The following is a 24,116-nucleotide window of genomic DNA, read 5'->3' as shown; positions in this document are numbered from 1 at the left end:
CACCAACAAAACGCTTTCAATGAATGGAGAATTAAAAAAGTTGTGACAAACTCTCCAGTAAACTTTTTTCTCTTGCCAACTCCTCGGTCACAAGTCACAATATCCATCAAATATGAGAAGCTGTTTTTTGAAATTACTCCTTGTGACTCAGAGTGAAACGGCAAGTTCCCGACCTCTGGGTAAACGGTGTTCCAGAAGTAGCTTCTTCGAAAAATAAGCCGAAATTTCACAAAAATTTGAGAAGTAATTTTCGTCAATTCCTTCTTATTTCTTGAAGCTGACCACTTCTGTCACAACCTCTAATTATTAAAGAACCTTTTGCGAAGTTAACAATCTTTCTTTGATCAATTGAAAATTCTGTCTAAGTAGTGATAGATCTTGTGTGACTTTCAACAATAAGATACTGCCCTGGATTTCAGCAATCAACGCTTTGGCTTGACGGTCTGCCTCTGCATCGGACAGTTTTTCTTCAGAAAGTGCCAAGATATTTTGTTTCGTATACTTGACCCATTGATTGACTAATTCTAGTAGCAATAGACGGAATTCTTCATCCACTGTACTCAACTCAATAATCAAATTCCCCACAGGACAGCCATGATAAGTGATTTGTGCCTCATGATCAGCGAAAATCCAATCCAACATTTCTTCTAGTGCTTCTTCTGGCTGTTTTCCAGCATTTAAGATGTCTTCAAACAACTCTGTCTGCCACATGTCCATATGCGCATGGATCACCGCTAGACAAACTTCTTTTTTTGAAGAAAAGTAATAATAAAATTGCCCTTTCCCCGTATCAGAAGCTGCTAGAATATCCCGGATTGACGTTTCGTGATAGCCTTTTTTATAAATAAGATCTTTGGTCGCTTCCAAGATCTTTTCCTTTGTTTTCAATGATATTCTCCTTTTTCATCTCTCATAGTCCTATATTATACAATAAATTCATCATTTTATCTTCCTAATCGTTTAAAAAGGGCTATGCCAAATTATCTGACACAGTCCTCACTATAAAACTGTTCTCTTGTAGCTAGATGTTCATTGATTCAAGAACTGCGAGGACAAAAGCAGTTCCTATCTTATGATAGTTGCTCTAATACTTCCTCTGTTGTCATCACTTGATCTGCAATAAAACCAAAGTTCGTCAACGCTGCATCCATTGCTTCTTGGCCAGGAGCACCAATTGCATCTGTCGCTACCACAACATTGAATCCACTCTCTACCAATTCACGCATATGGGAATCGCTACACAAGTTTCCGTTCATTCCACCGAGAATTACTGTGTCGATTCCATTTTTTCTCAATTGAAGCGCTAAGTCGTTGCTTTCTGGTCCAAAGATTTTATGAGGAGAGCTGATGATCGTATTTTCATCCAAATATGGTTTCAATTCTTCGATAAAATCGGCTCCTGAACCTTCTTCCACTGGTTCATATTGACTTTTTCTAGCAAACATCTGCTGCTCAAGCATCATATGTTCTCATGCACCACCAAATTGCCATTTATGGTCATGTGGATAAAAATAATGAGGAGAAATAAAGAGTTTGTATCCTTTTTCTTTTGCTTGTTTCACCATTTCGATCATATTTTCGATCGTATTGTATTTTTCTAAGATATCTTTTGTCAAACCAAAGCCACCGCCTGCTGGTTTCAAGAACTCGACTTGCGGGTCAGTTAGAACTACTGCTGTATTTTTGTTGTTGAACATGCTAAATTCTCCATTCGTTATTTATTTTAATACATCATTTAGAGCTTCACTCATTGTTGGATGAGAATAGATTTGATCTCTCAATAACGTATAAGGAAGTTTTCCATTCATAGCTAGCGAAATCAAGTTGATGACTTCATGAGAATCTTCCGCATAGATACTTGCGCCTAGAATCAAGTCAGTTTCAGGATCAACTAAAACTTTGAATACCCCTTTAGGATCTTCTAATACTTGTGCTTTAGGAACACCGCTTGTCATATACTTGAATAATTTGTAATTGACGCCTTGTGCTTTGGCTTGTTTTTCTGTTAATCCTACATTAGATAAAGTCGGAGTGATAAATACACTGTAAGGCACAGCTTTCCGGTTATTCGTTGTTCGTGTATTTTCGCCTTTCAACTGATCCATGATAATTCGATAATCATCTAAAGAGATATAAGTGAACTGCAGTCCGCCTTTGACGTCTCCAATCGCCCAAATGTTTTCCGCATCTGTACGAAGGTATTCATCTACAGCGATTGCTCCGCGATCGGTCAGTTTAACATCTGTATTTTCTAATCCAAGAGAAGCTGTATTAGCTTTTCGGCCAGTTGCTGCTAAAACTTTAGATGCTTCAATCGTTACTTTTTGACCATCTTCTGTAAAGGTAACGGCAGCTGTTGATTCTTGGTCTGCTACTTCATCAACAGTCACACCTAAGTGGAACTCGATTCCTGCATTCGTCAAATCTTCTAAAATCATTTGTGCAATGTCTTCATCTTCACGTGGAAGAAATTCAGGATGGGCATCAAGAACGACAACTTTAGATCCGTATTCATTGAACATTGATGCAAATTCCAGACCAATATATCCAGCTCCAATGATCACTAATTTTTCCGGTAATTGTTCCTGATCCATTGCTTGCGTAGAATCAATCAAGTAGCGACTTGTATTCAATCCTTTGATTGGTAAAATGATTGGTTCAGAACCAGTATTGATGAAAATCCGTTCGCCTTCAACAATCACTTTTTCACCATTATTCGTTACTTCGATTTGATGGTTAGAAAGAAAACGTGCTGTGCCGTCCATCACTGTCCCAGTCGCCTCATCGCTAATCATATGATAATTTTTGGCACGAAGCATGCCCGTCAATTTTTCTTTCCGAGCAACAGCCTCTGTAAAATCGATTCCTCTTTCTCCATTGAAAATCAATGATTTAGAAGGAATACAGCCGATGTTGATACATGTTCCGCCATACATACGTGTTGACTTTTCAACAACTAAAACCGATTCGCCTTTTGAAGCTAATGCCTTCGCTAAAGTCTTACCGCCTTTTCCAAAACCGATCACAATATTTTGATATTTTTCCATCCTTTTTCCCTCGCTTCTTCTTTACCTACCGATTGGTACAAAAATATGATAACCGATAATCGTCTATTTTCCAAATCATCTGCTTTGTTTGTCAAAAAAACCAGACAAAAAGCGATCCTTTCACGTTTTTAGTCTGGTTCGATTTCCTTTATTCTTCTAAACAATCGTTACTTCTACATCGATATTTCCTCTAGTTGCTTTGGAGTAAGGGCAGAATTCATGCGCATCTTCTGCAATTTTTTGGGCTTCTTCTTCGCTGATGCCATCGATATGCACTTCTAATACTACACCGATCTGATAGCCGCCATCATCTAAATTATAAAGAGAGACACGTGCTTTTACTGTGGACTCTGCAGTCATTCCTGCTTCTTTGATCATATGTTGTACCGCCCCATTGAAACAAGAAGCATAACCTGCTGCAAATAATTGTTCTGGATTTGTTCCTTCTGCATGGATTCCCGGAGGAGTGATTTTCATATGCATCGAGCCATTGGGTGCCTCGACCTCTCCATTGCGCCCGCCATGGTTGATCATTGCTGTTTCGTATGCTTTTTTCATTGTACTGCTCCTTTCGATTGACCATTTGCTACTTGCTATAGTTATAGTGTATGACAAGTAAGGCGCTTTCTACAAAAATTCTGCTTATTCAAATACCAGAATACCGTCTTCTACTATTTTTCCAAAAAACAAAAAGATGCCACTCGTGAACAACAGGGTCATATTCGTTCCAAAATAAATAGCAATCTTTTCTAAATAATCTTTTATATGATTGATTTTAAGATACATATATACCAGAAAGTTGACCCCATAGACCAATACTGTTAAAAAAATAACCATATTCGTTACCATTTTTTTCCTCCTTTTGCTGGCCACCTTACCAGCACTCGGTTTAACCTTACCACTTTTTTTGTTGTCCAAGCAACTACCTTTCAAGAAGTTTGGTTTATTCTGCTGGTAATGATCCAAGATCAGAAAAATGTCCGAATAAGTTTGCTAGTTTTTCTAACACTAGCTGGTTCTTTCCGCTTTCGTCATTTTCTATCTGCAATACTAACAACGGCTCATGTAAGCTTAAACGAATCAAAAACCAACCGCTTCCATAAGGTTCTTGCAGATTATACCGAATACCTTCTTCATTTGCCGGGTCGAAGTTCATCCCTTTTTCTTCTTCCAGCAGTCGCTTCATTTCTTCTAATATCTTGTTTCCTTGTTCGCGTGGTTCATCGCTGAACAATTTTAGTCGGATTTCTTGTACTTCTACGGGCTGTTTCAACTCTTTGATTTGTTCATCTAATGTGATACCTTTTCTTTTTAATTCTGGCAAAAGCATCAGGATCTTCGCGATGACATATGCACCATCATCCAGAAAATAATTTTCCTTGAATGCAGCGTGTCCGCTTGTTTCGATGGCTAGCTGTGTATCTTTCCCAAGACGATTAAGTTCTAATGCTTTATTGATTACATTTCGATAGCCGGAAATATAACGAATTTGGGTACCTCCTTTTTCTTCAATGAATTTTTGTAGATGAGAAGAAGTAGGCGAATTCGTTACGATCCTTGTTTCTGGATGCTCTTTTAATACGATCGTACTTAATACTGCGATCAAATTATTTCGATTGATGACTGTTCCAGAAGCACTGACCACAGCTGAACGATCCACATCTGTGTCAAAAATGATCCCAAGATCTGCTTCATTTGCTAAAACAGCCTGCTTGATACTTTCCATCGCTTCTTTGTTATCAGGGTTGGGGATGTGATTAGGAAATCGACCATCTGGTTCCAAAAATTGAGATCCTGTTGTATCAGCGCCTAAGCTATTCAATACTTTTTCAGCAAAGAATCCTCCAGCACCATTTCCAGCATCCACGATGATTTTCCAACCTTTTAGTGGTTTGTCATCTTGTGTTCCCATCCCTTTTTTGATTTTTGTGACTAAATCTTGCGCATAAGGTATCAAAAGGTCTGCTTTTTCCACACTTCCTACTTGTTCACTGTTTATTTTTTGCTGTTGTGACAGGATATAAGCAATATCTTCTTTTTCTGCTCCTCCTTCTGAGGTAAAAAATTTTATTCCGTTGTAATAATAAGGAAGATGGCTAGCAGTCAGCATGACCGCAGCGTCGCATGAGAATTGTTCAAATTGAGTGGACATAAACATAGCTGGCGTAGTAGCTAATTCGAAATCAATGACATGTATCCCTTGTTCTTTCAGACTTTGGATCAACGCCTCTTTTAGTGCTGGTCCGCTGATCCTGCTGTCATGACCAATCCCAATCGTCCATTTTTTAGTCGGATTAGTTGATTTCTTCTTTTTCTTTAGCCAGTTTGCTAGTCCCCAGCCGATCTTTTCTACCCTGTCTGTCGTCAAATTGACTTCATGACCTTCAACTGGTAATGCAATCCCTCGAATATCCGATCCGTTTTGTAGCGCTTTCATATCTTGCATATAAAAGTCCTCCTCATTTATTCCCTCATTTTTTCTAATTTTTCCGCAAACCGCTGTGCTTCTTCTTCTGAGCGGCAAATAATAATGAATGTATCTACACCTGCCATCGTTCCAACAACTTCGGGATAAGCAACTTCGTCTAACCAATTCGTTACCACATCAGCGCCATTTCGTTCAGTCAATACGATGACCATGAATTGAACAGACTGTATACGTAAAACCTCACGCCTAATTGCCGTACGCAAACGTTCTTCATTTAAAGAAACAGATGGTTGGTTAAATAATGTATAGCATACTATTTTATTTTCATTTTGGCTTTTTACTAACTTCATTTCTCTGATGTCTCGAGAAATCGTAGCTTGAGTCACATCGGCACCTGCTTCATGCAACCGTGTAAGCAGCTCTTCCTGTGTCCCAATCGGTTGTTCTGTAATCATTTGGCGGATCAATGCTTGTCGCTGTTTTTTTTTCATATTAGACACCTCTCAATATTGATTATAGCAAAAGACAAGTAATATTTCTTCTCATTTTGGTATTTTTTACTTTTATTTTTTCGGTTTTATTCAGGTTGCTATCCTTTTTCTATTTTGACACGCAAAATCGTCTTCATTTTTTCAGGTGCAGATTTTCGTGGATCGCTGATATAGATTTCTTTATGTTCTTTAGAAGTTCTTTGATAGCCTTCTTCTGCAATGAATGCTTCTAATTTCTCAAAGGATTCTGGTTCTTCATCATAGGAACCGATGTGTAAGATTTGGGCACAAAGACCTTCTTCCATCTTTCCGAATGCTACTTGTTCTCTCAAGTCTTCCGGAAGTTTGCTCAGAGAACGCTGAATGGCTTCTTGTGCTATCGCTTCTGTAACAAAGTCAGGCTGTCGGATCATCAATTGATAAGAAAAATGTTCTTTTTTCATCACTGGTTCATGCAAATACTTTTCTTGCAGTCCCCATTGTCCTTCCAATGGATAGACAGTATACAGCTGATAATCAGGAATCAGCCAATTTTTTTTAGGCGACATGCGTATTGCATAGCTGACTGCATATAGACAGGCTACTCTTCGTTTAAAGTCTTCCTGATTCGGATCCCCGAACCCTCTGATGCTAAAGAATGGTTTTTTAGGAACCTCTAGTATTTGCGGGCTTTTTTTCATACTATAGCTCTTGTCTTTACGCCATTCGATTTTTTCCATTTTTCTTCCTCCGAGAAATTCCATTTAGTTATTTATTATCATACCTCTTTTTGAGTGACTTGGCTAATCGTGTTGACACTATTTTTCAGTTTGTGCTAGAATAAGTTAAGTAAATAAATCGTACAGATAACACGTTTCGGCGTGTCGAGAGAGAGGCGGTTTCTATTTTTATAATAGAAATCACTCTCTTTTTTTACGAAATTTTTTAGAGGTGATGTAAATGACGAAACAAAAACAGCTGCTTTTAGTACCTGCAGTAATTGCAACAGGGATGATGTCTTTTGCGGGCGTATTGATCGAGACGGCCATGAATGTAACTTTCCCCACTCTTATTAGACAGTTTGATTTAACGACCGCACAAGTCCAATGGGTAACAACGATTTATCTTTTGATGATTTCGATCATTGTTCCGCTATCTACTTATTTGAATCGCAATTTTAGTCTCAAAAAACTCTTTTTAGCTTCAAATCTGCTTTTCTTGGCAGGTATAATGATCGACTTCTTCTCTCCTACCTTCATGGTCCTATTGTTTGGTCGATTGCTCCAAGGGGCAGCGACAGGTATCGCTCTTCCGTTGATGTTCCATATTATCTTGACATTTGCCCCCCTCAATCGACGAGGCGCGATGATGGGTGTCGGTACTTTGACAACGGCCATTGCTCCAGCGATTGGCCCCACTTACGGAGGCATTATGACTTCCCATTTTACATGGAATCATATTTTCCTGTTTCTTGTGCCCATTTTGATCCTTTCTTTGATTATCGGCTGGTTTGCTATTCCCGAGATGGCAGTACAAAAAAATGGTTATTTGGATTGGTGGAGCGTTTTAGGAATCTTTCTTTTGTTTAGTGGAAGTCTGACATTTTTGAGTACGTTGGGAACACTTTCTAGTTGGATTGCTTTGATCATCGGCGGGATTGGCTGGTTCCTATTTTACTATCGAAGTAAAAAAGTGGAACATCCGCTGATCCGACTGTCCATTCTTTCAAATAAAACATTCCGTTTGTTTTTGATTGGTTTCTTGGTTTATCAGTTTTTATTACTTGGTGTGTCTTTTGTCTTACCGAATTTCCTTCAGATCGTTCAAGGAAGCAGTCCTTTTGTCGCTGGATTAGCCATGCTTCCCGGTGCAGCGGTTGGTGCTTTGCTTTCTCCTTTTTCTGGTAAAATGCTGGATCAATATGGTCCGAAGAAGCCAATTTTTGCTGGACTGATCCTTTCTTTGATTGGTTGGCTAGCATTATTCCTGCTTATCGGACACGCTTCATTGGGTGTATTGATTGCCTGTCATGTTTTTTATATGGTCGGTATAGGATTGTCTTACAGCAATATGATGACGACTGGAATGAATGCACTGAATGAAGAACTGCAAGGAGACGGGAATGCAATGTTCAATACCTTGCAACAGTTTTCTGGTGCTGTGGCTACTTCATTAGTAGCGGTTATTATCAATTATGTTCAGCATCATACTTCCCATAGTTACGAAGTGTCTACTACATTAGGATCAAAAGCGGCATTGGGCGTCTTATTGCTGTTGCTTCTTATCAGCTTTGCTCGATTCGTCTATTCTCTGTTTTTTGCTAAAAAAGCGTAGTTTCCATATACGGCAGGTGTTGCATCTGCCGTTTTTTTGTGTGAAAATGGTTGTTTGTAAAAGGAGGCTTTTTTATGGAAAAAATTGCCATTATCGGTGGCGGGATCATTGGTATGACCCTAGCCAATTACTTGGACACATCAACATTCGATGTTGCTTTGTTTGATGAAGGGACAGGACAGGCAACGAAAGCAAGCGCTGGGATCATCTCCCCTTGGTTGTCAAAACGCAGAAACAAACAATGGTATCGTCTGGCTAAAGACGGCGCTGCTTTTTTCCCTAAACTCATAAAAGATTTCCAACTTGATCAAACGATTTATGCACAATCAGGGACACTTTTGCTTCGACCTGAAAAAGATTTAGCTGAATTAGCTGTTCTTGCGGAGAAACGAAAAGAAGAAGCACCAGAAATTGGAAACATCGAATGGCTTTCACCTGAACAGACATCCCAAGCTCTTCCGTTATTGAAGCCAGCAGTTTCACTGCGTATCAGTGGTGGCGGTCGTCTGGATGGAAAAGCATATTTAGAACATCTTGGTCAGCGTTTAGTACAAAAACAAATCGAGCAGATCCAGGCAAAAGTCACCTTCCATAAGAAGAACGATTCTTGGCTCATCAAGGGACCATTTGGAGAATACACAGCTGACCGCGTAATCTTGACACCTGGTCCTGCACTTAAGCCTCTATTAAAAAATTTAGGCTATTCTGCAGATATACGTCCGCAAAAAGGGCAGCTTTTAGCATTTCAGACATCTTATAAGATGAGTCAAGACTGGCCTGTTGCTATGCTTGACGGAGAAGCTGATTTCATTCCTTTCATGGACGGAAAGATCCTTTTAGGTGCTACCCATGAGAACGATCAAGGCTGGGATTTGGCTCCTACTAGCGAAGCTTATAAGGGATTGACTAAGAGTACAGAACAGTTCTTGGCTGATTCAGATCAGATAAAAAACTGGCCATACGAGTTCCGTGTAGGCACCCGTGCCTATACGTCAGATTTTTCCCCATTCTTCGGCGTATTGCCAGATGACCCAAGTCTACTGGCTGCTAGCGGTCTAGGCTCTTCTGGTTTGACGACAGGTCCTTATATCGGCTATCTATTAGCCAACTTCTTAAATACTGGTCATTGGCCTACGGAAGATTATCAAAAGGACATCTCCACCTATATTACGAAAAATCCATCATAGAAAAACAGCTTTTTCAAGTAAGAATCCCGAGCGATATTGCGCATAGATTACTTCTTGAAAAAGCTGTTATTTTAGTTCAATTTCTGAATCAAATTCTCCAAACTTTCTTTTGCTTCATCTGGCAAGAGATTTTTTCCTATCTGAGCTTCAATGAATCGTAAACGAATATCAAGTCGTTGTTTCACCAGATTTTTATAGGATGTATCCTCAAAAGAAACAGGAAAATCTGGTATAGGTAAATAGTGGATATCTTCAAACGGACCAAACGACTTGAATTCTGCCGTTTCTTGCACGATTCTTTCAACGATTGACAATGTCGTTTCAGGTTTAATTTTTTTATCATCGAAGTATCCAGTATTCAAGACATAGCAGGCTGTTTGCTGTTTCAAAAACAACTCTCGAAAAGCTTGATAGTCTTCCCTAAGAGGATAGACACGGAAAGGATTAGCAAATGGTTCAATGACTAACTCATCTAGCTGTCTTTTTGTAGTGATATTTTCCGCATCTGATCGTTTTGTTGCTAATGTTGCACCAAAAGACGCTGCTAAAACCGGGTCATTGATCTTGATAATTGGCGGAAGTGAATCATCTTTCATGATCCAAAAAACAGCATCGATCTTTTCGCTAAGATGATTGACTCTGTCTGGTGTCGCATAACGTGATTTGACTGTCCGTCCATTTCCGTTTCGTATATCTCCTGTCACTAGAACTTTTTCTCCTTTACTTGTACATGTCACGCCCACATTCTGACAAGTAAGGAAAAAAGAAATGGCCGGGTCATCAGACGGATAGTCTTGTGTTTTATCAAAGTAAGAAGGTTCCAAGGCAGTAGCAAAACCATTTTTTCTAGAAATAACAAAAGCATCGTCATGTAGGATCGTAACAGAGTGCCCTTCCGAATGTTGTGCTAAGGTGATCGTTGATTTTCCAGAACCGGACAACCCAAATACAGCCATCGTATAAGTCTGATCATTACTAGTATATTGTTTCATCCCGCCATGACAGGCAATAAAACCATTGCGACTCCCCAATGCCCAAGCAAGCGTCAAAGTCGCTTTTTTTAATTCCCCAAAGTAACGTAATCCTAGCACAGCAGCTGTATTATGGAGAGAATCAAATAAAACGAGTCCATTGGGAAAGGCTTCATGCGTCCATTCGGGATCACAAAAGATATAAAGATCTCCCTCGTCAAAGGACACAGATTTTTGATAAGTAGCCAAAATCTTCGCATTCGCTGGCTGAAAATTCAGTATATAAGAATACAGATTGTTCTCAAATCCTTCTGGAATCAACAAATGACTTTGTACAGAAAATTCTTCAGATAGACCAACGATTACTTTTGTATGATAAAATTGTCGCTTTCGACTTTGATACACGGCTTCTCTCAAGATCTTCTCATATTTACTTTGCTCCTTGTCCAAGTCCTCAAAGATACGCCGAGCACTTGCTGTTCTTCCTACAATACTCCCATCATTGAATACTAGTGTCCTAGCGTCAGCTGGTAAATCTAGTTCTTCAGCATGTGAGACCGTTAAATCTGTGATGATCGTTCCTGGACTCCCTTTTGCTAGTTGATAAGCTGTTTCCCTGTCAAAAACTTTTTGCACATTATTACCGTAGAATGCCGTTTCAACAATGGATCGAATACTGGATAACAGTGGATTTTCACTTGTGATTTTCTCTAGTTCGAGACTCTCTTTTGTACTCATGGCTCCTCCTCATCCCCTAAACAAAAAAGCGTTTTCTTTATTATACATTATCCGAGTTTTTATTTGTACTGCTGTGCAGAGGGAAACAAATCATTTATTTTTCATAAAAAAAACCGAGAACTTGAATAAACAAGACTCTCGGTTTCATCATTTTTCTTTTATCGGCTTAGTACCAACCGTTTGCTAACCAGAATGTTTTAGCAGCATCCCATGAACCATAACGAGATGTTACGTATTGTTCTGCTACACGTTCTTGATTGGCAGCTGAATAGTCGCCGTTTAAGTATGAAGCATCTAATTGGTAACGGCCGATGTAACGTCCGTTAGTAGCTGTGTATGAACCGCCTGATTCTTTTTGTGCGATCCATTCTTTTGCAGAGCTTGAAGTTGGCGCCGTTGCAACAGCTGGGGCAGCAGGAGCTACTTCAACTGTTTCAACAGGTGCAACGTATGTATGTTCTTGCGTTGCTGTTTCAGTTGTAGATGCTGTATTTTCTGTTGTGTTGCTTTCTGTTGTTGCTGAAGAATCATTTGAAGTTGGGATTGTTAATTGTTCACCAACATAAATGCGGTTGATGTCTGCAATTGAATTCTTTTCAGCAATTGCATCGATCATTGAGTTGTCTCCTGCAAATTTTTGTGAAATCTTAGATAATGAATCACCTGATTTTACTGTGTAAACTTCATCAGCGTGAGCATTTGTAGTTCCTACAAACATTGCAGTAGCACCAGCAGCAAAAGTTGTACCTAAAACAATTTTCTTAAATGAATTCATATTAAACTCCTTTTTTTCTCCGTTTTTTATTCTTTCGACGCTATTAACTTTATCATTTAGAAATATTTCATAGGTAAAAGAATCATGACATTTAATGACAAAATGACGGATTATTTAATATTTGTAACATTTGAACAAAAATTTTTTTGATGTAAAACCATTATATCGTTGTTATATAAGCAAAGTAATCGTTTTTCTGTGTTTTTTTATTTTTGAATAAAAAACACGTTTTCTGTAATATTTACTGCAATAATCCATAAAAAAAAGGAAAAAAATGTTTGATTTTTATCAAATTCTATTAAAAAAACGTAAAAAATACAAAAAAACCAGTAATTGTTACAACAATTACTGGACAAAAACAATGAATAATGCTTACTATTTTTTTATTTTAACTTTCTCCGCAACAATTTTTGTGCATGTTCTAGTTCATTTATGACGACTTCTTCCGATTCTTTAGCTAATGTTTCATCTAATACATCAAGCCATTTTTCTGGCTCTTTTGTTCCGAGACGTCCAATAGCCCAAGCTGCTGTTCCTCTGATGACAGGGCGGACATCCGTTAAACATTCTGAAATCTCAGGCAATGCCGTTCGATCTCCTAGATTAGCTAAAGCGATCAATGCGTTTCTCTGCAAAGGTTTTTTTCCACGCCACGAACCGGCTAAATGCCCAAATTGCTGCTTGAAATTTTTATTCGACATCGACAGCATCGGCTTTAATTTTGGATATACTTCATCTATTTTTGGTTCCATCTCTTCATGAAAATGAAAATCTTTTCCTTGATTGTAAGGGCAGACTAACTGGCAGATATCGCATCCATAAATGACATTTCGCATTTTTTTCCGATATTCTTCGGGCATCATCCCTTTTGTCTGCGTTTGATAAGATAAACATCGCTGTGCATTCATTCTGCCATCACCAAGCAATGCTTTCGTCGGACAAGCAGTCACACAGCGCATACAGTCACCGCAACCAAACTCTCCTGGTTTATCCGGCTCAAATACGATATTAGTGACGATTTCACCAAGGTAGACAAATGAACCGAACTCTTCGGTGATCAGCAATCCGTTTCGGCCGATAAATCCTAATCCAGCTCGCTGTGCTACAGCGACATCGATCAGTTCCCCAGTGTCTACTTGCGGAGCTAGACGCCATTCCTCTTCTTTTTGCCATTTTTCTGCTCTTGTTTGGATGAATTCGATCAATCGATTCAATCGGTCTCTCAGTATATCATGATAGTCGATCCCCCATGAGGCACGAGCGAATTGCCCCCGTTTTTCATCCCTAGGTACTTCTTCATGGATCCTAGTAGGATACGCAAGAGCAATGGAAATGATTGATTTTGGCTGATCAAATGTCATTTCTGGGTAAAGTCGCTCATCGATATTTGGGTGTTCGAAACCAGAAGTATGTCCGGCTGCTTTTTGCTCTTCCAACGACTCTTTTAATGAATCAAAAGGCTCCGCCGTCGTAAACCCGATCTTGTCAATTCCTAATCGTTTGCTTTCTTGTATGATTTCTTCTTTTAATGTCATGGTCTTCCTCGCTTGCTGTTAACGGCTGTATAATCCATAATATAGTTTTTCTTTTTTCAGTTGGACAAACTGGATTTGCTGATCAGCAATCTTCTTTTCTTCCATCCATTTTTTTCTTGCAGCAAATACTTCCCAATAATTTGTCGAAATCAATTTTCTTTTGTTATCCAATGCGTTGAAAAAATTCAAAGAAACTGGTTTTGTACTTAACAATTCATGGAGTCTTACCTCTTCCCATGGTGAAAACTCAGACAGATCGCGGGAATACAGTACTTCTTCATAGAGATTTTTTTGCTGCGTATACGTGAATGTTTGCGGGATCTTCCCGGGTCTGGCAATTTCTACTAGGCGGTTATAAAACATATTCATTAATTTGCTGTTGGCAATAAATTGACTTTTATAATAGGCCGACTGGATCTTTTTGATTACTCCTTCTGCTTTGATTACTGAAAACAAAGCAGGCCATGCTTTGACGGTGATTTCGTCGTTTTGTTTAACTAATACGCCAGGTGTGAAGCCGACTGGAGAAAGGAACACAAAATAACCGATACCGGTATTTTCATCTAAAGGCTGAAATTCATCAAACAACCATTTGCCTATGTACAGCTCTTCATCTGGTTCTGTTGTCTCGTTTTGATTTGCTATGAATAATTTAGCTAATTCTGCTTCAAGAAATTGAAGGTCTTGATCCTTGTCAGTATTTTCTTGCTGGTTGATCAATCGAAATACTTCTTCTTTAATCGTATATTTATCTTTACGTGTAAAATTCATAGCCACACCTTCCTTCCTTACTCTAACTATAACGGAATTTTCTCAAAAAGGGTATCTGTACGCCGAAAAACATCATAATTTTTTCCGGTTTCTTGTAAAAAAACGCAAGGTCCGCTCCTTAAGCCAGACCTTGCGTTTTTCAGCTCTCTTTTGTTTGGGATAAACCTTCATGGATTGTTTCGATGTTCCATTTCATCATCTGATAGTAAGAATCTCCTTGTTCCCCTTCTTTGGCTATAGAATCAGTGAACAATTTATCATAAATTTCCAAACCCGTTTCTTTTGCTACTCGTTCCATACTTCTTGGATCTACACTAGTTTCCACGAATAAAACTGGCACTTCTTTTGCTCTTACCTGATCAATGATTGCTTTCATTTGGTCAGGCGTGCCTTGGCTTTCTGTATTGATTTCCCATATATATGCTGCTGGCAAATCATAAGCCCTTGAAAAATATTTGAATGCTCCTTCACTTGTTACTAATAATTTTTTGTTCTCTTCGATAGAAGCAAAACTTTCCTTCGCTTGTGTATCTAATTTTTTTAGTTTTTCCACGTATGTTTCTGCATTTCGCTTATAATGTGTCGCATTTTCTGCATCTTTTTCAGAGAATATACGTGCGATTTCCTGCACATATTTTATTCCGTTAGACAGGTCTAGCCAAGCATGAGGATCCGCTTTTGTATGTTCTTCACCGCTAGTTAAATAAAGAGGTTCTACATTTTTGCTAACTGCAAAATAATCTTTTCCTTCTTCTTTTTTAGCCGTTTCCATCAAGTTATCGAACCAACTGTTACCTGTTTCAAGATTCAATCCGTTGTACAAAATGACATCTGCGTCGCTTGCCTTTTTGATGTCTTCTGGTAGTACTTCATATTCATGCGGATCTGTTCCGACTGGTACGATACTGTGGATATCTATTTTATCTGTTCCGACCTCTTTTGCCATATCCGCCAAAATCGAATTGGTTGCCACGACTGACAGCTTTTCTTTACTTACTTCGTCTGCTTGATTTGAAGTTTGCTTTCCGCAGCCAACTAATGCTAATAAACTAATTGCCAGGATAAAAAAGAGTGATTTCTTTGTTTTCATCTATCTGCTTCCTTTCTGAAATAAAATTCCTTTTGTTGGAGAAAATAAAAAAGCAAGGATAAAAAATGCGGTACATGCTAACACGATCGTAGCTCCTGATGGCCAATTGTAACTATAACTGAAAAATACGCCGACAACGGCACTGAACATACCGATTCCTGCAGCTGTAATGATCATTTTCAGTAAATGGTTCGTTAGCAAGTAAGCCGTGGCGGCTGGTGTGATCAACATGGCAATCACCAAGATCGTTCCTACCGTCTGCAAACTGACTACAGCCACTAATGTCAAAAAGAACATCAAAAGATAATGGATCAGCGATGTGTTCAGCCCATAAGCTTTTGCCATTGTTGGATCGAATGATGTGATCTTCAATTCTTTATAAAAGAAAAAGACAAATATCAAGACGATTCCGCTGACTAGTGCTGTCAGCAGCAGATCGCTCTCCCTAACAGCTAAGACATTCCCAAATAAAATATGATACAGGTCTGTCGCACTTTGAGCATATGAAATCAAGATGATCCCTAATGCAAAAAACGAACTAAAGACAATCCCAATCGCTGTATCATTTTTCAATCGGCTTCGCTGTGTCACGAAACCAATCACCGCTGCTGTCAACATCCCAAAAGCAGTGGCTCCAAAAATGTAACTAAAACCAAACATATAAGAAATGGCTACACCTGGAAGAACTGCGTGAGAGATAGCATCTCCCATCAAAGACATCCCACGTAAAATAATAAAGGAACCGATGACTCCAGAAGCAAGTCCTACAAGCATAGAAGTGACCAAAGCATATTGTAGAAATTGATAATTCATCAATCCATCAATAAAAGATTGGATCATTTTTTCTCTCCTCCTTTTACTAAATGTCCGATGATCTCACCATAGGCCAGTTGAAGATTCTTTGATGTAAAGACTTCTTGTACTGGACCAGAAGCGATCAGCTGTTTATTTAAAAGAACAACTTCATCGAAATATTCTTCTACTTTATGAAGATCATGATGGACGATCAGAATCGTTTTTCCTGAATTCTTCAACTCTTGCAAGATGTCAAAGATTTTTCGTTCACTCAATGCATCGATTCCTACGAATGGTTCATCTAAAAAGATCCACTCTGCGCCTTGAGCTAGAGCTCGTGCAATAAAAACTCTCTGAAGCTGACCACCCGATAGTTCGCTGATCTGTCTTTTGGCATAGTCTTCCATCCCTACTTTTTTTAATGCTTGTCTTGCTCGTTCTTTTTCTTTTTTCCCGGGCCGCTGTCCGATTCGTAAAGATGGATACGTCCCTAAAAGTACAACGCCTAACACATCGATTGGAAAAGAAAGATCCAATTCGCTTCGCTGCTCCACATAGGCTATCTTTTTACGGACTGATTTTACTGGCTGTCCTGAAAAAGTGACTTTACCAGTAGAAGCTGGTATCAACTCTAGCAATGCTTTCATGAATGTTGATTTTCCTGCGCCATTTGGTCCGATGATACCAGTGATTTTTTGTGACTTTATTGTTAAATTGATGGTTTTCAAAACAGTTTTCCCTTGATAAGCGGCTGAAAGGTCTTGAATTTCAATGGCCGTTCGTTCCAAATCCTACACTCCTTTTTAGGTTTCCCTAACTTTTTATTTAAATATAGTTTAACTAAAAAGGAAAGCATTTACAAGTAGAAAGATGAAAAAGTTTTTTTCGAATTTTCCTCGCATTTTATGAAAATTTTCTGTAGAATCACATCAAGAGTTCAATAAGGCTAACCTAAAAATAATACAACTATCTATTGGAACGTTTAATTATTTTTCCTGTTGACTCAACAACGAAAGGAGTTTTTGTATGGAAGAAGAAAAGTTAACTCGGAGTCTTAGTGCCCGTCATATCCAAATGATCGCACTAGGTGGAACGATCGGTGTCGGTCTGTTTATGGGTGCCTCCTCAACCATACGCTGGACAGGGCCCTCAGTGATGGGAGCTTATGCGATTGCAGGATTCTTTTTGTATTTGATTATGCGTGCTTTAGGCGAAATGCTTTACGTCGATCCTTCGACTGGTTCTTTTGCAAATTACGCGAGCGAGTACATCCATCCTGTGGCTGGCTACTTGACCGCTTGGAGTAATATTTTTCAATATATTGTCGTAGGGATAAGTGAAGTAATCGCTGTAGGATCTTATATGAATTATTGGTGGCCCAATCTGCCAGCAATTATTCCCGGCATCATTGTCGTCTTATTTCTTATGCTGGCAAATCTTATTTCTGTCAAGGCGTTTGGCGAATTAGAATTTTGGTTTTCGATCATCAAAGTCATAACAATCATTTTGATGATCATTGCAGGTCTTGGGGTGATTTTATTTGGATTTGGTAATCATGGCCAAGCGGTAGGAATTTCAAATCTTTGGAAAAACGGTGGATTCTTCACTGGCGGTGTCAAAGGCTTTTTCTTTGCATTATCGATCGTCGTTGCTTCCTATCAAGGGATCGAACTGATCGGAATGACTGCTGGCGAAGCAGAGAATCCTAAAAAGACGATCATTGAAGCTGTTCAATCCACTATCGGTCGAATCTTGATTTTTTATATTGGTGCCATTTTTATCATCGTGAGTATTTATCCGTGGAATCAATTGAGTGAGATTGGCTCGCCTTTTGTCCAAACTTTTTCTAAAATCGGCATTACATTTGCTGCAGGGTTGATCAATTTTGTCGTGATTACAGCGGCATTATCAGGTTGCAATTCAGGCATTTTCAGTGCAAGCCGTATGGTCTATACACTTGCGATAAATGGAAAGATGTCTAAAAAGTTTCTGAAATTATCTCGTCATGGTGCGCCTTTTTACCCTGTCGTAGCCATCTCAGGCGGAATCTTGATTGGTTTGATCTTAAACTATCTTCTGCCAATGTTCATCAACCAGTCCGAAAATATCTTTGTTTTCGTATACAGCTCAAGTATTTTACCTGGTATGGTTCCTTGGGTGGTGATTTTGATTAGTGAGATTCGCTTCAAAAAGACTCACGCAGATAAAATGCATGATCATCCTTTTAAAATGCCGCTGTCTCCTTACACGAATTATGCGACACTTGCTTTTTTAGCTATCGTGTTGATTTTCATGTTTATCAATCCTGAAACAAGGATTTCTTTAATCATTGGTCTCGTTTTCTTGCTTTACATGACGATCCATTACTTTATACGCGAAAAAAGAACCGCCAAATAAAAAGAACGAAGCTTCCATCAAGGGAGTCTTCGTTCTTTTTATTGCTTTTATCAATTCAATTTTAGTGTCTCACCGGGAGTCAGGAAATAGTCATCCATACTCATCCCATTCAGTGACAAAATCGTTTCTACTGGTACGCCAGTTCGCTCAGCTATTTGATTTGGACCTTCTCCTTCTAAAACAACAGTTGTCGCAGCCTGTGACGTCGTACTGCTAGTAGTCGTTTCAGTGTTTTCTGTTGTGTCTTGCGTTGTTCGAGCTTGCATTCCAGAAGATTCTGTTGATTCTATCGTCTCAGACTCAGAAGATGCTGTTTCTTGTGTGCTTGTTGACTCTGCTTGAAGAGAAGCGCTCGTCTGCAAATATATGTCGGAAATCTTAGCGACATGATTCGTATAGTTAGCCGATAGCTGATTGATCAAGGTATCTAAGGCTACACCGTCTTTATTATCTGCTGACTGATACGCTGCACGTAATTTTCCGATTCCTTCATCGGAGATTGCTTGGAGCTCACGTGCTTTTTGGTTAGCAACTGCGGATAAACCAGCTATGCCCTCTTGATTTCCTTGGATTTCTGTTTGGTATTCTTCAATCAACACAGGTGTCTTTTCTTCCATCTTTTTCGAATAATCATTGACGATTGCTTGGAGTTGCTCTGGCAAATCATCTGCTGTTTTTTCTTCAGAAGTTTGTGTTTCTTTTGTTTCAGTTGATGCCTCACTTGTTTGTTTCGCATCTGTTTTCTTTGTCGTTGTTTCCGTTACGGTCGTGCTTTTTGCATCTGACGAATTTTTCCCGTGAAAATACAGCCCTGCTACTCCTCCTGCTATGATCAAAAAAACGGCAACTGCTGCCCCAATCATGATCATCCGCTTACGTGCTGCCTGTTTTTGCTGTCTTCTTCGGGTCATCCGAACGTTTTCTCCCCACTCATTTTCATCATACATTTTTTTCACCACCAATTTTTATGTATAACAGCGTTATCAAACGCTTCATATTCTTATTGTAGCAAATAATTGTCATTGTGCACATTTTTATCCTTGTTATTTATAAGAAAATTTCACCAGTTGAGATGATTCCAAGATCGTCCGTCGATTTCTCCTTGCAACTGCGTTGTTCGTTCATCTATCTCAGCCATCAGTTTCTTTATCTCATATAAGAGTGCACGGTCTTGATATTCTGATTTTTCACTTAATTCATCTAATTGTTGGATCAACCATTCATTTGTCATAATGAAGTTCCTTTCATTTCTTGCAGTGTAAAGCTCAAGTCTTCGATCTGCTCTTTTGCGTCAGTCAGTGCTTCTATGATATATGTTTGTTTTTCCGAATCTTCTTCCTGCATTTTCTGATTTTCCTGTACTCTTTGAATAAACCAGTCAATCCGTTGAGTAAGCGATGGCTTCCCTTCCAATGAGAGATACTGCTGATAAGCAATTAGCTTCTCCCAACGTTTTTCTTGGGATAAATACATAAATTGTGCTAAAACGAATGGCGAAAGATAAGTCATATGGAATTTGTTTGCGATTCGCTGATATGGTCTCAAAAATTCGGAGATCGTATATTCTTCTTTCCCTCCAGCTTGATATTCCTTTTCCGCCACACCTGTTGTCAATACGATCCCTAATTCTTTTCCTTCTAATACACGTGTTGCTTGTTCCAACACATTATCTTGCCAAATTTTTAAATGAGCAGGGGAACTATACCAGTAAAACGGAAACTGAAAAATGATTCGATCATGCTGTGCCAGGAGCTGTAGCTCAGCCTTTACATCTATCTTTCCATCTGGATAACTTGATTCTAAATGATGCCAAGTAACGGATAAACCGGAAGAAGCTTCTTTGAAAAATTGCTGATTCAGAGATTCCTCCATCGTTGGATGGCTGATGATGATAAGTGTACGCATCCCTTCTCCTCCTTTTTTAGTCTTCGTTTTACAGTGTAGCATAACCGCCACAAGTTTCTTTTGCAGATGCTTGTCCTTTTGTCCAAGCAAATTAGGTCGTCCAAGAGACTGCAGTTTGTTTTTCCAACTGTTTTTTCAAAGTATCCAAAGCAATATTCTTGAAATTTTCGTTTTTCATCCGTTTACGATAGTTCGTAGCCGTTTCTCCGGTACTTTTTTTGAACATTCGGCTAAATACGACTAGACTATTGAATCCTACTTGATAGGCAATGCTTTCCACGGATTCATCCGTCAGGGAAAGAAGAAATGCCCCTCGATTAATCCGTACCCCAATCAAATATTCCTTGATACTGGTACCCATATGATTTTTGAATACTCGTGACAAGTGACTCCGGTTGACAGCTAAATGCTGGGCGATTTCCTCAACAGATAAATTTTCCGCATAATGTGCCTCGATGTATTTGACTGTCTCAACAGCTAAGGAGGAATGAACTTTTTGTACGCCACCGCTGATCTTTCCGCCGTCTTTTAAAAGGACTGATAAAAAACGGTAGGTTAGTGCTGTTAACTGTAATTCATTTTCCAAGGTTTCTTCCGTATCTTTCATACACTCTAAAATAATGTCGATATATTTTTGTATATCGGAAGAGACCATCGTGTACTGGTCTTCTTTGAAAAGCGACTGCCGGATGATTTCTTCTGCCGCATGTCCACCGAAAGAAAGCCAGCAATACATCCATGGATCTTCTCCATCTGATAAGTAAAATGTCGAGTCTCCTGGACGAATCAAGAATAGATCTCCTTTTTTCAATTGAAACTGTTGATTTTTCACATGATAAGATCCTTTGCCTTCCATCACGACGTGTAAGATGTAATCATTGCGAATAGCAGGACCAAAAGAATGAAACGGCATCGTTTTAGAGAAGCCGCAAAAATCAAAATACAATTCTTTTTCTACTTGTTGATGTTCCTTTTTTAAAAAAATCGATTGCTCCATTTCTCCCTCTCCTTATTTCTTTAGTATAATGCAACAAAAAGTTAAATAAAAGTCACAGAAATATATTAAAAAGGAAGCGATTTCTTGTTAAGTTTAAGTCATTAAAAGATCTTTGTTATTCGTTGTAACCGGTTTACTTAGTATTATATATTGAACAGGAGAGGAATACAGATTATGAAAAGCAAAATGATCCAACGTATGTCCTACGCTTTAGGCGCTTTTGGACACGACACATTCTATGTTACATTAAGCACTTATTTTATGGTATTCGTGACAAGCCAGATGTTTGCAGGAACAGATAAGGCAACGAATGCAAAAATGATTGCTACAGTTACAAGCTTAGTTGTAGGTATCCGCTTAGTTGAAATTATTTTTGATCCTTTGATTGGTGGCGTTATTGATAATACCCGTACAAAATATGGTAAATTCAAACCATGGTTAGTTATCGGTGGTATTGTTAGTTCTGTACTCTTGGTAGCAATCTTTACCAATTTCTTTGGCTTAGCTACTCATAATACGACTTTATTTATCATATTATTTGCAATCGTTTTCATATTGCTGGATAGTTTTTATTCATTCAAGGATATCGCTTTTTGGTCAATGATTCCTGCTTTGAGCACGGAAACAAAGGAACGTGAAAAATTTGCTACGTTTGCTCGTTTCGGCTCTTCTCTAGGTGCAAATGGTACTACACTAGTCGTTGTCCCTATCGTTACTTTCTTTACTTATCTTGTTACTCATAAACATATTGAAGGCGCTTCAGGTTGGTTCTGGTTCGGTGTGATTGCTGCTGTTATTTCAGGCGGTACTGCAATTATCACTGCCTTGGGAACAAAAGAAGTCGATACTGCGATCCGTCAACAAAATGAAAAAGCCGGAATCAAAGATGTGTTCAAAGCAGTTGCTCAAAATGATCAATTGATGTGGCTTGCCCTTGCTTATATCGCTTATGCGATTGCTAATGTAGCAACGACTGCTGTATTGTTCTACTTCTTCAAATATGTACTTGGCCAACCAACTGAATTTTGGATCGTTGGTCTAGTTGCTGCCTTACTTGGTTTAGTAGCTGTTCCACTATTCCCAATGCTTACACGCGTCATCTCTCGTCGATACGTTTACCTTGGCGGGATTGCAATGATGATTTCTTCCTACTTTTTCTTTACGATCGCAGGTTCAAGTTTGCCAATCGTTATCATCGGGTTAGTATTGTTCTACTTCCCTCAACAATTGATTTTCTTATCCGCTTTGATGACAATCACAGACTCTGTTGAATATGGTCAATGGAAAAATGGTATCCGTAATGAAGCTGTTACTCTCTCTATTCGTCCTTTACTAGATAAAATCGCTGGTGCTTTGTCTAACGGAATCGTAGGTTTTGTCGCTATCGCTTCTGGGATGACTGGTAATGCTACTGCTGCTGATATCACTGCTCATGGCGTAACGACTTTCAAAGCTTATGCATTCTATGCTCCTGCTGCTTTGATGATTTTCTCCGCTATTATTTTTGCTTGGAAGATTACATTGACAGAGAAAAAACATGCACAAATCGTTGAGGAATTAGAAAACAAATTGGCTCCAGCTGATACAATGGAAGATGAACTTCACGATGCAGTAGTTCCTTCACATTAAGAAAGGATCTTGAAAATGAAGATTACAGAAAAAGATTTCGGTCAAGGTTATCATTTGATAACCTTGGAGAATAAAAACAAGCTAGTACTTTCTGTCTCTGATTTAGGTGCTAGGATCGTTTGTTTAAAAACAAATGATCAAGAATTAGTTTTGGGATTTGACACCGCTGAAGAATATATCGAAAAAGACCCGTATATCGGCGCGTCTATCGGTCGCACCGCAGGGAGGATCGAAAATGGCCGCTTTTCTCTCAATGGAAAAACTTACCAATTAGCTACAGCTCCAAATACTGGGCATAATCTGCATGGTGGTTCTCCTGGATTTGAATTAAAAAAATGGTCTTATGTCATTTTGAATGGCGAAAATGAAGCTGCTGTCATTTTTACTACTACAAGTCCCGACGGAGAACATGGTTTTCCAGGTACATTGGATGTGGAAGTCCGTTATACTTTGACACAAGATAATATCTGGCGAGTGACCACTCGCGGCATCAGTGATCAAGATACTTTATTCAATCCGACAAATCATGTCTACTTCAACTTGACGGGAGATGCTTCTCAAACGATCGATCAACATGAGCTTTGGCTCAATAGTGAAGCTTACGCTCCTTTACGAGCAGACAGTATTCCTATAGGAGTAAAAGAAAATACTGCAGGGAATGCTTTCGATTTTCAAACGCCTAAAAAACTAGCGACCGTTTTTGCTAGTGATTTGGATCAAAAAGAACTCGTTGACGGAATCGATCATCCATTTTTCTTAAAAGAATCTGGCTTGGATAAAGAAGCTGCTCGCTTGACTAGTCCGGATAAAAAAATCCAAGTAGATATCGCTACAGATGCTTCTAGTATGGTTATTTTCACTGCAAATTTCGGTCCAGAAACACCAGAAATGCGTGGTCGAAAACTGGCACATCACGGCGGCATCACATTTGAGACTCAAACAGCTCCAGGGGTAGAACGTTTCTCAGCATTTGGTTCGATTCATTTAAAAGCCGGAACAGCATTTGAAACAGTGACAGAATTCAAAATCAAAACAAGAGAGGAATAA

23 protein-coding genes and 1 pseudogene are annotated in these 24,116 nt (G+C 38.9%); 5 read left to right on the top strand and 19 right to left on the bottom strand.

Going from position 1 to position 24,116, the window contains the following annotated elements; all coding sequences use genetic code 11:
* Positions 1–306 precede the first annotated feature (306 nt).
* The 8 genes and pseudogenes from A5849_RS03890 to A5849_RS03850 form a co-directional block, all read right to left on the bottom strand.
* The gene (locus A5849_RS03890; protein ID WP_002308158.1) at positions 307–888 is read right to left on the bottom strand and encodes a TetR/AcrR family transcriptional regulator; all 582 of its coding nucleotides are present in this window, start codon (positions 886–888) and stop codon (positions 307–309) included.
* Positions 889–1,070: 182 nt separating this feature from the next.
* A pseudogene (locus tag A5849_RS14710) lies at positions 1,071–1,697 on the bottom strand (cysteine hydrolase).
* Positions 1,698–1,718: 21 nt separating this feature from the next.
* Positions 1,719–3,047, bottom strand: a complete 1,329-nt coding sequence (locus tag A5849_RS03875; RefSeq protein ID WP_002308157.1) for an FAD-containing oxidoreductase — start codon at positions 3,045–3,047, stop codon at positions 1,719–1,721.
* Between the two features lie 156 nt (positions 3,048–3,203).
* Positions 3,204–3,605 carry an organic hydroperoxide resistance protein gene (locus A5849_RS03870; protein ID WP_002286825.1) on the bottom strand — a complete coding sequence of 134 codons (402 nt, stop codon included), beginning with the start codon at positions 3,603–3,605 and terminating at the stop codon, positions 3,204–3,206.
* Positions 3,606–3,689: 84 nt separating this feature from the next.
* Positions 3,690–3,896: a hypothetical protein gene (locus A5849_RS03865; protein WP_002308156.1), complete on the bottom strand. Its 207-nt coding sequence runs from the start codon at positions 3,894–3,896 to the stop codon at positions 3,690–3,692.
* A 94-nt stretch (positions 3,897–3,990) separates the two neighbouring features.
* On the bottom strand, positions 3,991–5,493 hold the full coding sequence (locus A5849_RS03860; RefSeq protein WP_002308155.1) for a phosphoglucomutase: 1,503 nt from the start codon (positions 5,491–5,493) through the stop codon (positions 3,991–3,993).
* 17 nt (positions 5,494–5,510) lie between these two features.
* Entirely contained in the window at positions 5,511–5,966 is a 456-nt protein-coding gene (locus A5849_RS03855; protein WP_002308154.1) for an arginine repressor, read from the bottom strand.
* Between the two features lie 98 nt (positions 5,967–6,064).
* Entirely contained in the window at positions 6,065–6,685 is a 621-nt protein-coding gene (locus A5849_RS03850; protein WP_002344575.1) for a GyrI-like domain-containing protein, read from the bottom strand.
* Between the two features lie 220 nt (positions 6,686–6,905).
* Here A5849_RS03850 and A5849_RS03845 point away from each other — a divergent pair, with 220 nt between their 5' ends.
* Both A5849_RS03845 and A5849_RS03840 read left to right on the top strand, forming a co-directional pair.
* Positions 6,906–8,279: an MFS transporter gene (locus A5849_RS03845; RefSeq protein ID WP_002308152.1), complete on the top strand. Its 1,374-nt coding sequence runs from the start codon at positions 6,906–6,908 to the stop codon at positions 8,277–8,279.
* A gap of 74 nt (positions 8,280–8,353) precedes the next feature.
* The gene (locus A5849_RS03840) at positions 8,354–9,466 is read left to right on the top strand and encodes an FAD-binding oxidoreductase (protein WP_002345379.1); all 1,113 of its coding nucleotides are present in this window, start codon (positions 8,354–8,356) and stop codon (positions 9,464–9,466) included.
* 71 nt (positions 9,467–9,537) lie between these two features.
* Here A5849_RS03840 and A5849_RS03835 read toward each other — a convergent pair whose 3' ends face one another.
* The 7 genes from A5849_RS03835 to A5849_RS03800 all read right to left on the bottom strand — a co-directional run bounded on the left by A5849_RS03835 (position 9,538) and on the right by A5849_RS03800 (position 16,929).
* A complete protein-coding gene (locus A5849_RS03835; RefSeq protein ID WP_002313344.1) occupies positions 9,538–11,175 on the bottom strand; it encodes a phosphoenolpyruvate carboxykinase (ATP) in 1,638 nt (545 codons plus the stop codon).
* 166 nt (positions 11,176–11,341) lie between these two features.
* Positions 11,342–11,950 (bottom strand): LysM peptidoglycan-binding domain-containing protein, encoded by a 609-nt coding sequence (locus tag A5849_RS03825; protein WP_002308148.1) that lies wholly within the window; start codon positions 11,948–11,950, stop codon positions 11,342–11,344.
* Positions 11,951–12,333: 383 nt separating this feature from the next.
* Positions 12,334–13,485 carry a tRNA epoxyqueuosine(34) reductase QueG gene (gene queG, locus A5849_RS03820; RefSeq protein WP_002308144.1) on the bottom strand — a complete coding sequence of 384 codons (1,152 nt, stop codon included), beginning with the start codon at positions 13,483–13,485 and terminating at the stop codon, positions 12,334–12,336.
* Positions 13,486–13,503: 18 nt separating this feature from the next.
* Positions 13,504–14,256 (bottom strand): hypothetical protein, encoded by a 753-nt coding sequence (locus A5849_RS03815; protein WP_002308140.1) that lies wholly within the window; start codon positions 14,254–14,256, stop codon positions 13,504–13,506.
* Positions 14,257–14,395: 139 nt separating this feature from the next.
* Positions 14,396–15,346 (bottom strand): metal ABC transporter substrate-binding protein, encoded by a 951-nt coding sequence (locus tag A5849_RS03810; protein WP_002345382.1) that lies wholly within the window; start codon positions 15,344–15,346, stop codon positions 14,396–14,398.
* Positions 15,347–16,186 carry a metal ABC transporter permease gene (locus A5849_RS03805; protein WP_002308137.1) on the bottom strand — a complete coding sequence of 280 codons (840 nt, stop codon included), beginning with the start codon at positions 16,184–16,186 and terminating at the stop codon, positions 15,347–15,349.
* Positions 16,183–16,929: a metal ABC transporter ATP-binding protein gene (locus A5849_RS03800; protein ID WP_002308135.1), complete on the bottom strand. Its 747-nt coding sequence runs from the start codon at positions 16,927–16,929 to the stop codon at positions 16,183–16,185. The genes A5849_RS03805 and A5849_RS03800 overlap by 4 nt, the downstream gene beginning before the upstream one ends.
* Positions 16,930–17,167: 238 nt before the next feature.
* Between A5849_RS03800 and A5849_RS03795 the strand changes: the two genes are divergently transcribed.
* Positions 17,168–18,538 carry an amino acid permease gene (locus tag A5849_RS03795; RefSeq protein ID WP_002308133.1) on the top strand — a complete coding sequence of 457 codons (1,371 nt, stop codon included), beginning with the start codon at positions 17,168–17,170 and terminating at the stop codon, positions 18,536–18,538.
* Positions 18,539–18,588: 50 nt separating this feature from the next.
* Here the strand turns inward: A5849_RS03795 and A5849_RS03790 are convergent, their stop codons facing one another.
* The 4 genes from A5849_RS03790 to A5849_RS03780 all read right to left on the bottom strand — a co-directional run bounded on the left by A5849_RS03790 (position 18,589) and on the right by A5849_RS03780 (position 21,440).
* Positions 18,589–19,485 (bottom strand): LysM domain-containing protein, encoded by an 897-nt coding sequence (locus tag A5849_RS03790; RefSeq protein WP_002308132.1) that lies wholly within the window; start codon positions 19,483–19,485, stop codon positions 18,589–18,591.
* 113 nt (positions 19,486–19,598) lie between these two features.
* Complete coding sequence (locus A5849_RS14880; protein ID WP_002291423.1) at positions 19,599–19,769, bottom strand: hypothetical protein; 171 nt, start codon at positions 19,767–19,769, stop codon at positions 19,599–19,601.
* A complete protein-coding gene (locus A5849_RS03785; RefSeq protein ID WP_002308129.1) occupies positions 19,766–20,443 on the bottom strand; it encodes an NAD(P)H-dependent oxidoreductase in 678 nt (225 codons plus the stop codon). Before A5849_RS03785 ends, A5849_RS14880 begins: the two co-directional genes overlap by 4 nt.
* A gap of 91 nt (positions 20,444–20,534) precedes the next feature.
* Positions 20,535–21,440, bottom strand: a complete 906-nt coding sequence (locus tag A5849_RS03780) for an AraC family transcriptional regulator (protein ID WP_002308128.1) — start codon at positions 21,438–21,440, stop codon at positions 20,535–20,537.
* Between the two features lie 174 nt (positions 21,441–21,614).
* Here A5849_RS03780 and A5849_RS03775 point away from each other — a divergent pair, with 174 nt between their 5' ends.
* Complete coding sequence (locus tag A5849_RS03775) at positions 21,615–23,069, top strand: glycoside-pentoside-hexuronide (GPH):cation symporter (protein ID WP_002316516.1); 1,455 nt, start codon at positions 21,615–21,617, stop codon at positions 23,067–23,069.
* A gap of 15 nt (positions 23,070–23,084) precedes the next feature.
* Complete coding sequence (locus tag A5849_RS03770; RefSeq protein ID WP_002345383.1) at positions 23,085–24,116, top strand: aldose epimerase family protein; 1,032 nt, start codon at positions 23,085–23,087, stop codon at positions 24,114–24,116.

Source organism: Enterococcus sp. 10F3_DIV0382 (genome assembly GCF_002140245.1).
Lineage (GTDB): Bacteria > Bacillota > Bacilli > Lactobacillales > Enterococcaceae > Enterococcus_B > Enterococcus_B lactis.
The sequence above is the reverse complement of the archived record's forward strand: the minus strand, read 5'-3'. Positions and strand labels throughout refer to the sequence as shown.

What these genes read in the sequence shown, in the direction of transcription:
- A5849_RS03865 (WP_002308156.1), bottom strand. Translation starts at nt 3,896, where the DNA reads ATGGTAACGAATATGGTTATTTTTTTAACAGTATTGGTCTATGGGGTC.
- A5849_RS03770 (WP_002345383.1), top strand. Translation starts at nt 23,085, where the DNA reads ATGAAGATTACAGAAAAAGATTTCGGTCAAGGTTATCATTTGATAACC.
- A5849_RS14880 (WP_002291423.1), bottom strand. Translation starts at nt 19,769, where the DNA reads ATGACAAATGAATGGTTGATCCAACAATTAGATGAATTAAGTGAAAAA.
- A5849_RS03825 (WP_002308148.1), bottom strand. Translation starts at nt 11,950, where the DNA reads ATGAATTCATTTAAGAAAATTGTTTTAGGTACAACTTTTGCTGCTGGT.
- A5849_RS03810 (WP_002345382.1), bottom strand. Translation starts at nt 15,346, where the DNA reads ATGAAAACAAAGAAATCACTCTTTTTTATCCTGGCAATTAGTTTATTA.
- A5849_RS03845 (WP_002308152.1), top strand. Translation starts at nt 6,906, where the DNA reads ATGACGAAACAAAAACAGCTGCTTTTAGTACCTGCAGTAATTGCAACA.
- A5849_RS03780 (WP_002308128.1), bottom strand. Translation starts at nt 21,440, where the DNA reads ATGGAGCAATCGATTTTTTTAAAAAAGGAACATCAACAAGTAGAAAAA.
- A5849_RS03840 (WP_002345379.1), top strand. Translation starts at nt 8,354, where the DNA reads ATGGAAAAAATTGCCATTATCGGTGGCGGGATCATTGGTATGACCCTA.
- A5849_RS03860 (WP_002308155.1), bottom strand. Translation starts at nt 5,493, where the DNA reads ATGCAAGATATGAAAGCGCTACAAAACGGATCGGATATTCGAGGGATT.
- A5849_RS03805 (WP_002308137.1), bottom strand. Translation starts at nt 16,186, where the DNA reads ATGATCCAATCTTTTATTGATGGATTGATGAATTATCAATTTCTACAA.
- queG (WP_002308144.1), bottom strand. Translation starts at nt 13,485, where the DNA reads ATGACATTAAAAGAAGAAATCATACAAGAAAGCAAACGATTAGGAATT.
- A5849_RS03855 (WP_002308154.1), bottom strand. Translation starts at nt 5,966, where the DNA reads ATGAAAAAAAAACAGCGACAAGCATTGATCCGCCAAATGATTACAGAA.
- A5849_RS03835 (WP_002313344.1), bottom strand. Translation starts at nt 11,175, where the DNA reads ATGAGTACAAAAGAGAGTCTCGAACTAGAGAAAATCACAAGTGAAAAT.
- A5849_RS03850 (WP_002344575.1), bottom strand. Translation starts at nt 6,685, where the DNA reads ATGGAAAAAATCGAATGGCGTAAAGACAAGAGCTATAGTATGAAAAAA.
- A5849_RS03790 (WP_002308132.1), bottom strand. Translation starts at nt 19,485, where the DNA reads ATGTATGATGAAAATGAGTGGGGAGAAAACGTTCGGATGACCCGAAGA.
- A5849_RS03875 (WP_002308157.1), bottom strand. Translation starts at nt 3,047, where the DNA reads ATGGAAAAATATCAAAATATTGTGATCGGTTTTGGAAAAGGCGGTAAG.
- A5849_RS03775 (WP_002316516.1), top strand. Translation starts at nt 21,615, where the DNA reads ATGAAAAGCAAAATGATCCAACGTATGTCCTACGCTTTAGGCGCTTTT.
- A5849_RS03785 (WP_002308129.1), bottom strand. Translation starts at nt 20,443, where the DNA reads ATGCGTACACTTATCATCATCAGCCATCCAACGATGGAGGAATCTCTG.
- A5849_RS03795 (WP_002308133.1), top strand. Translation starts at nt 17,168, where the DNA reads ATGGAAGAAGAAAAGTTAACTCGGAGTCTTAGTGCCCGTCATATCCAA.
- A5849_RS03870 (WP_002286825.1), bottom strand. Translation starts at nt 3,605, where the DNA reads ATGAAAAAAGCATACGAAACAGCAATGATCAACCATGGCGGGCGCAAT.
- A5849_RS03815 (WP_002308140.1), bottom strand. Translation starts at nt 14,256, where the DNA reads ATGAATTTTACACGTAAAGATAAATATACGATTAAAGAAGAAGTATTT.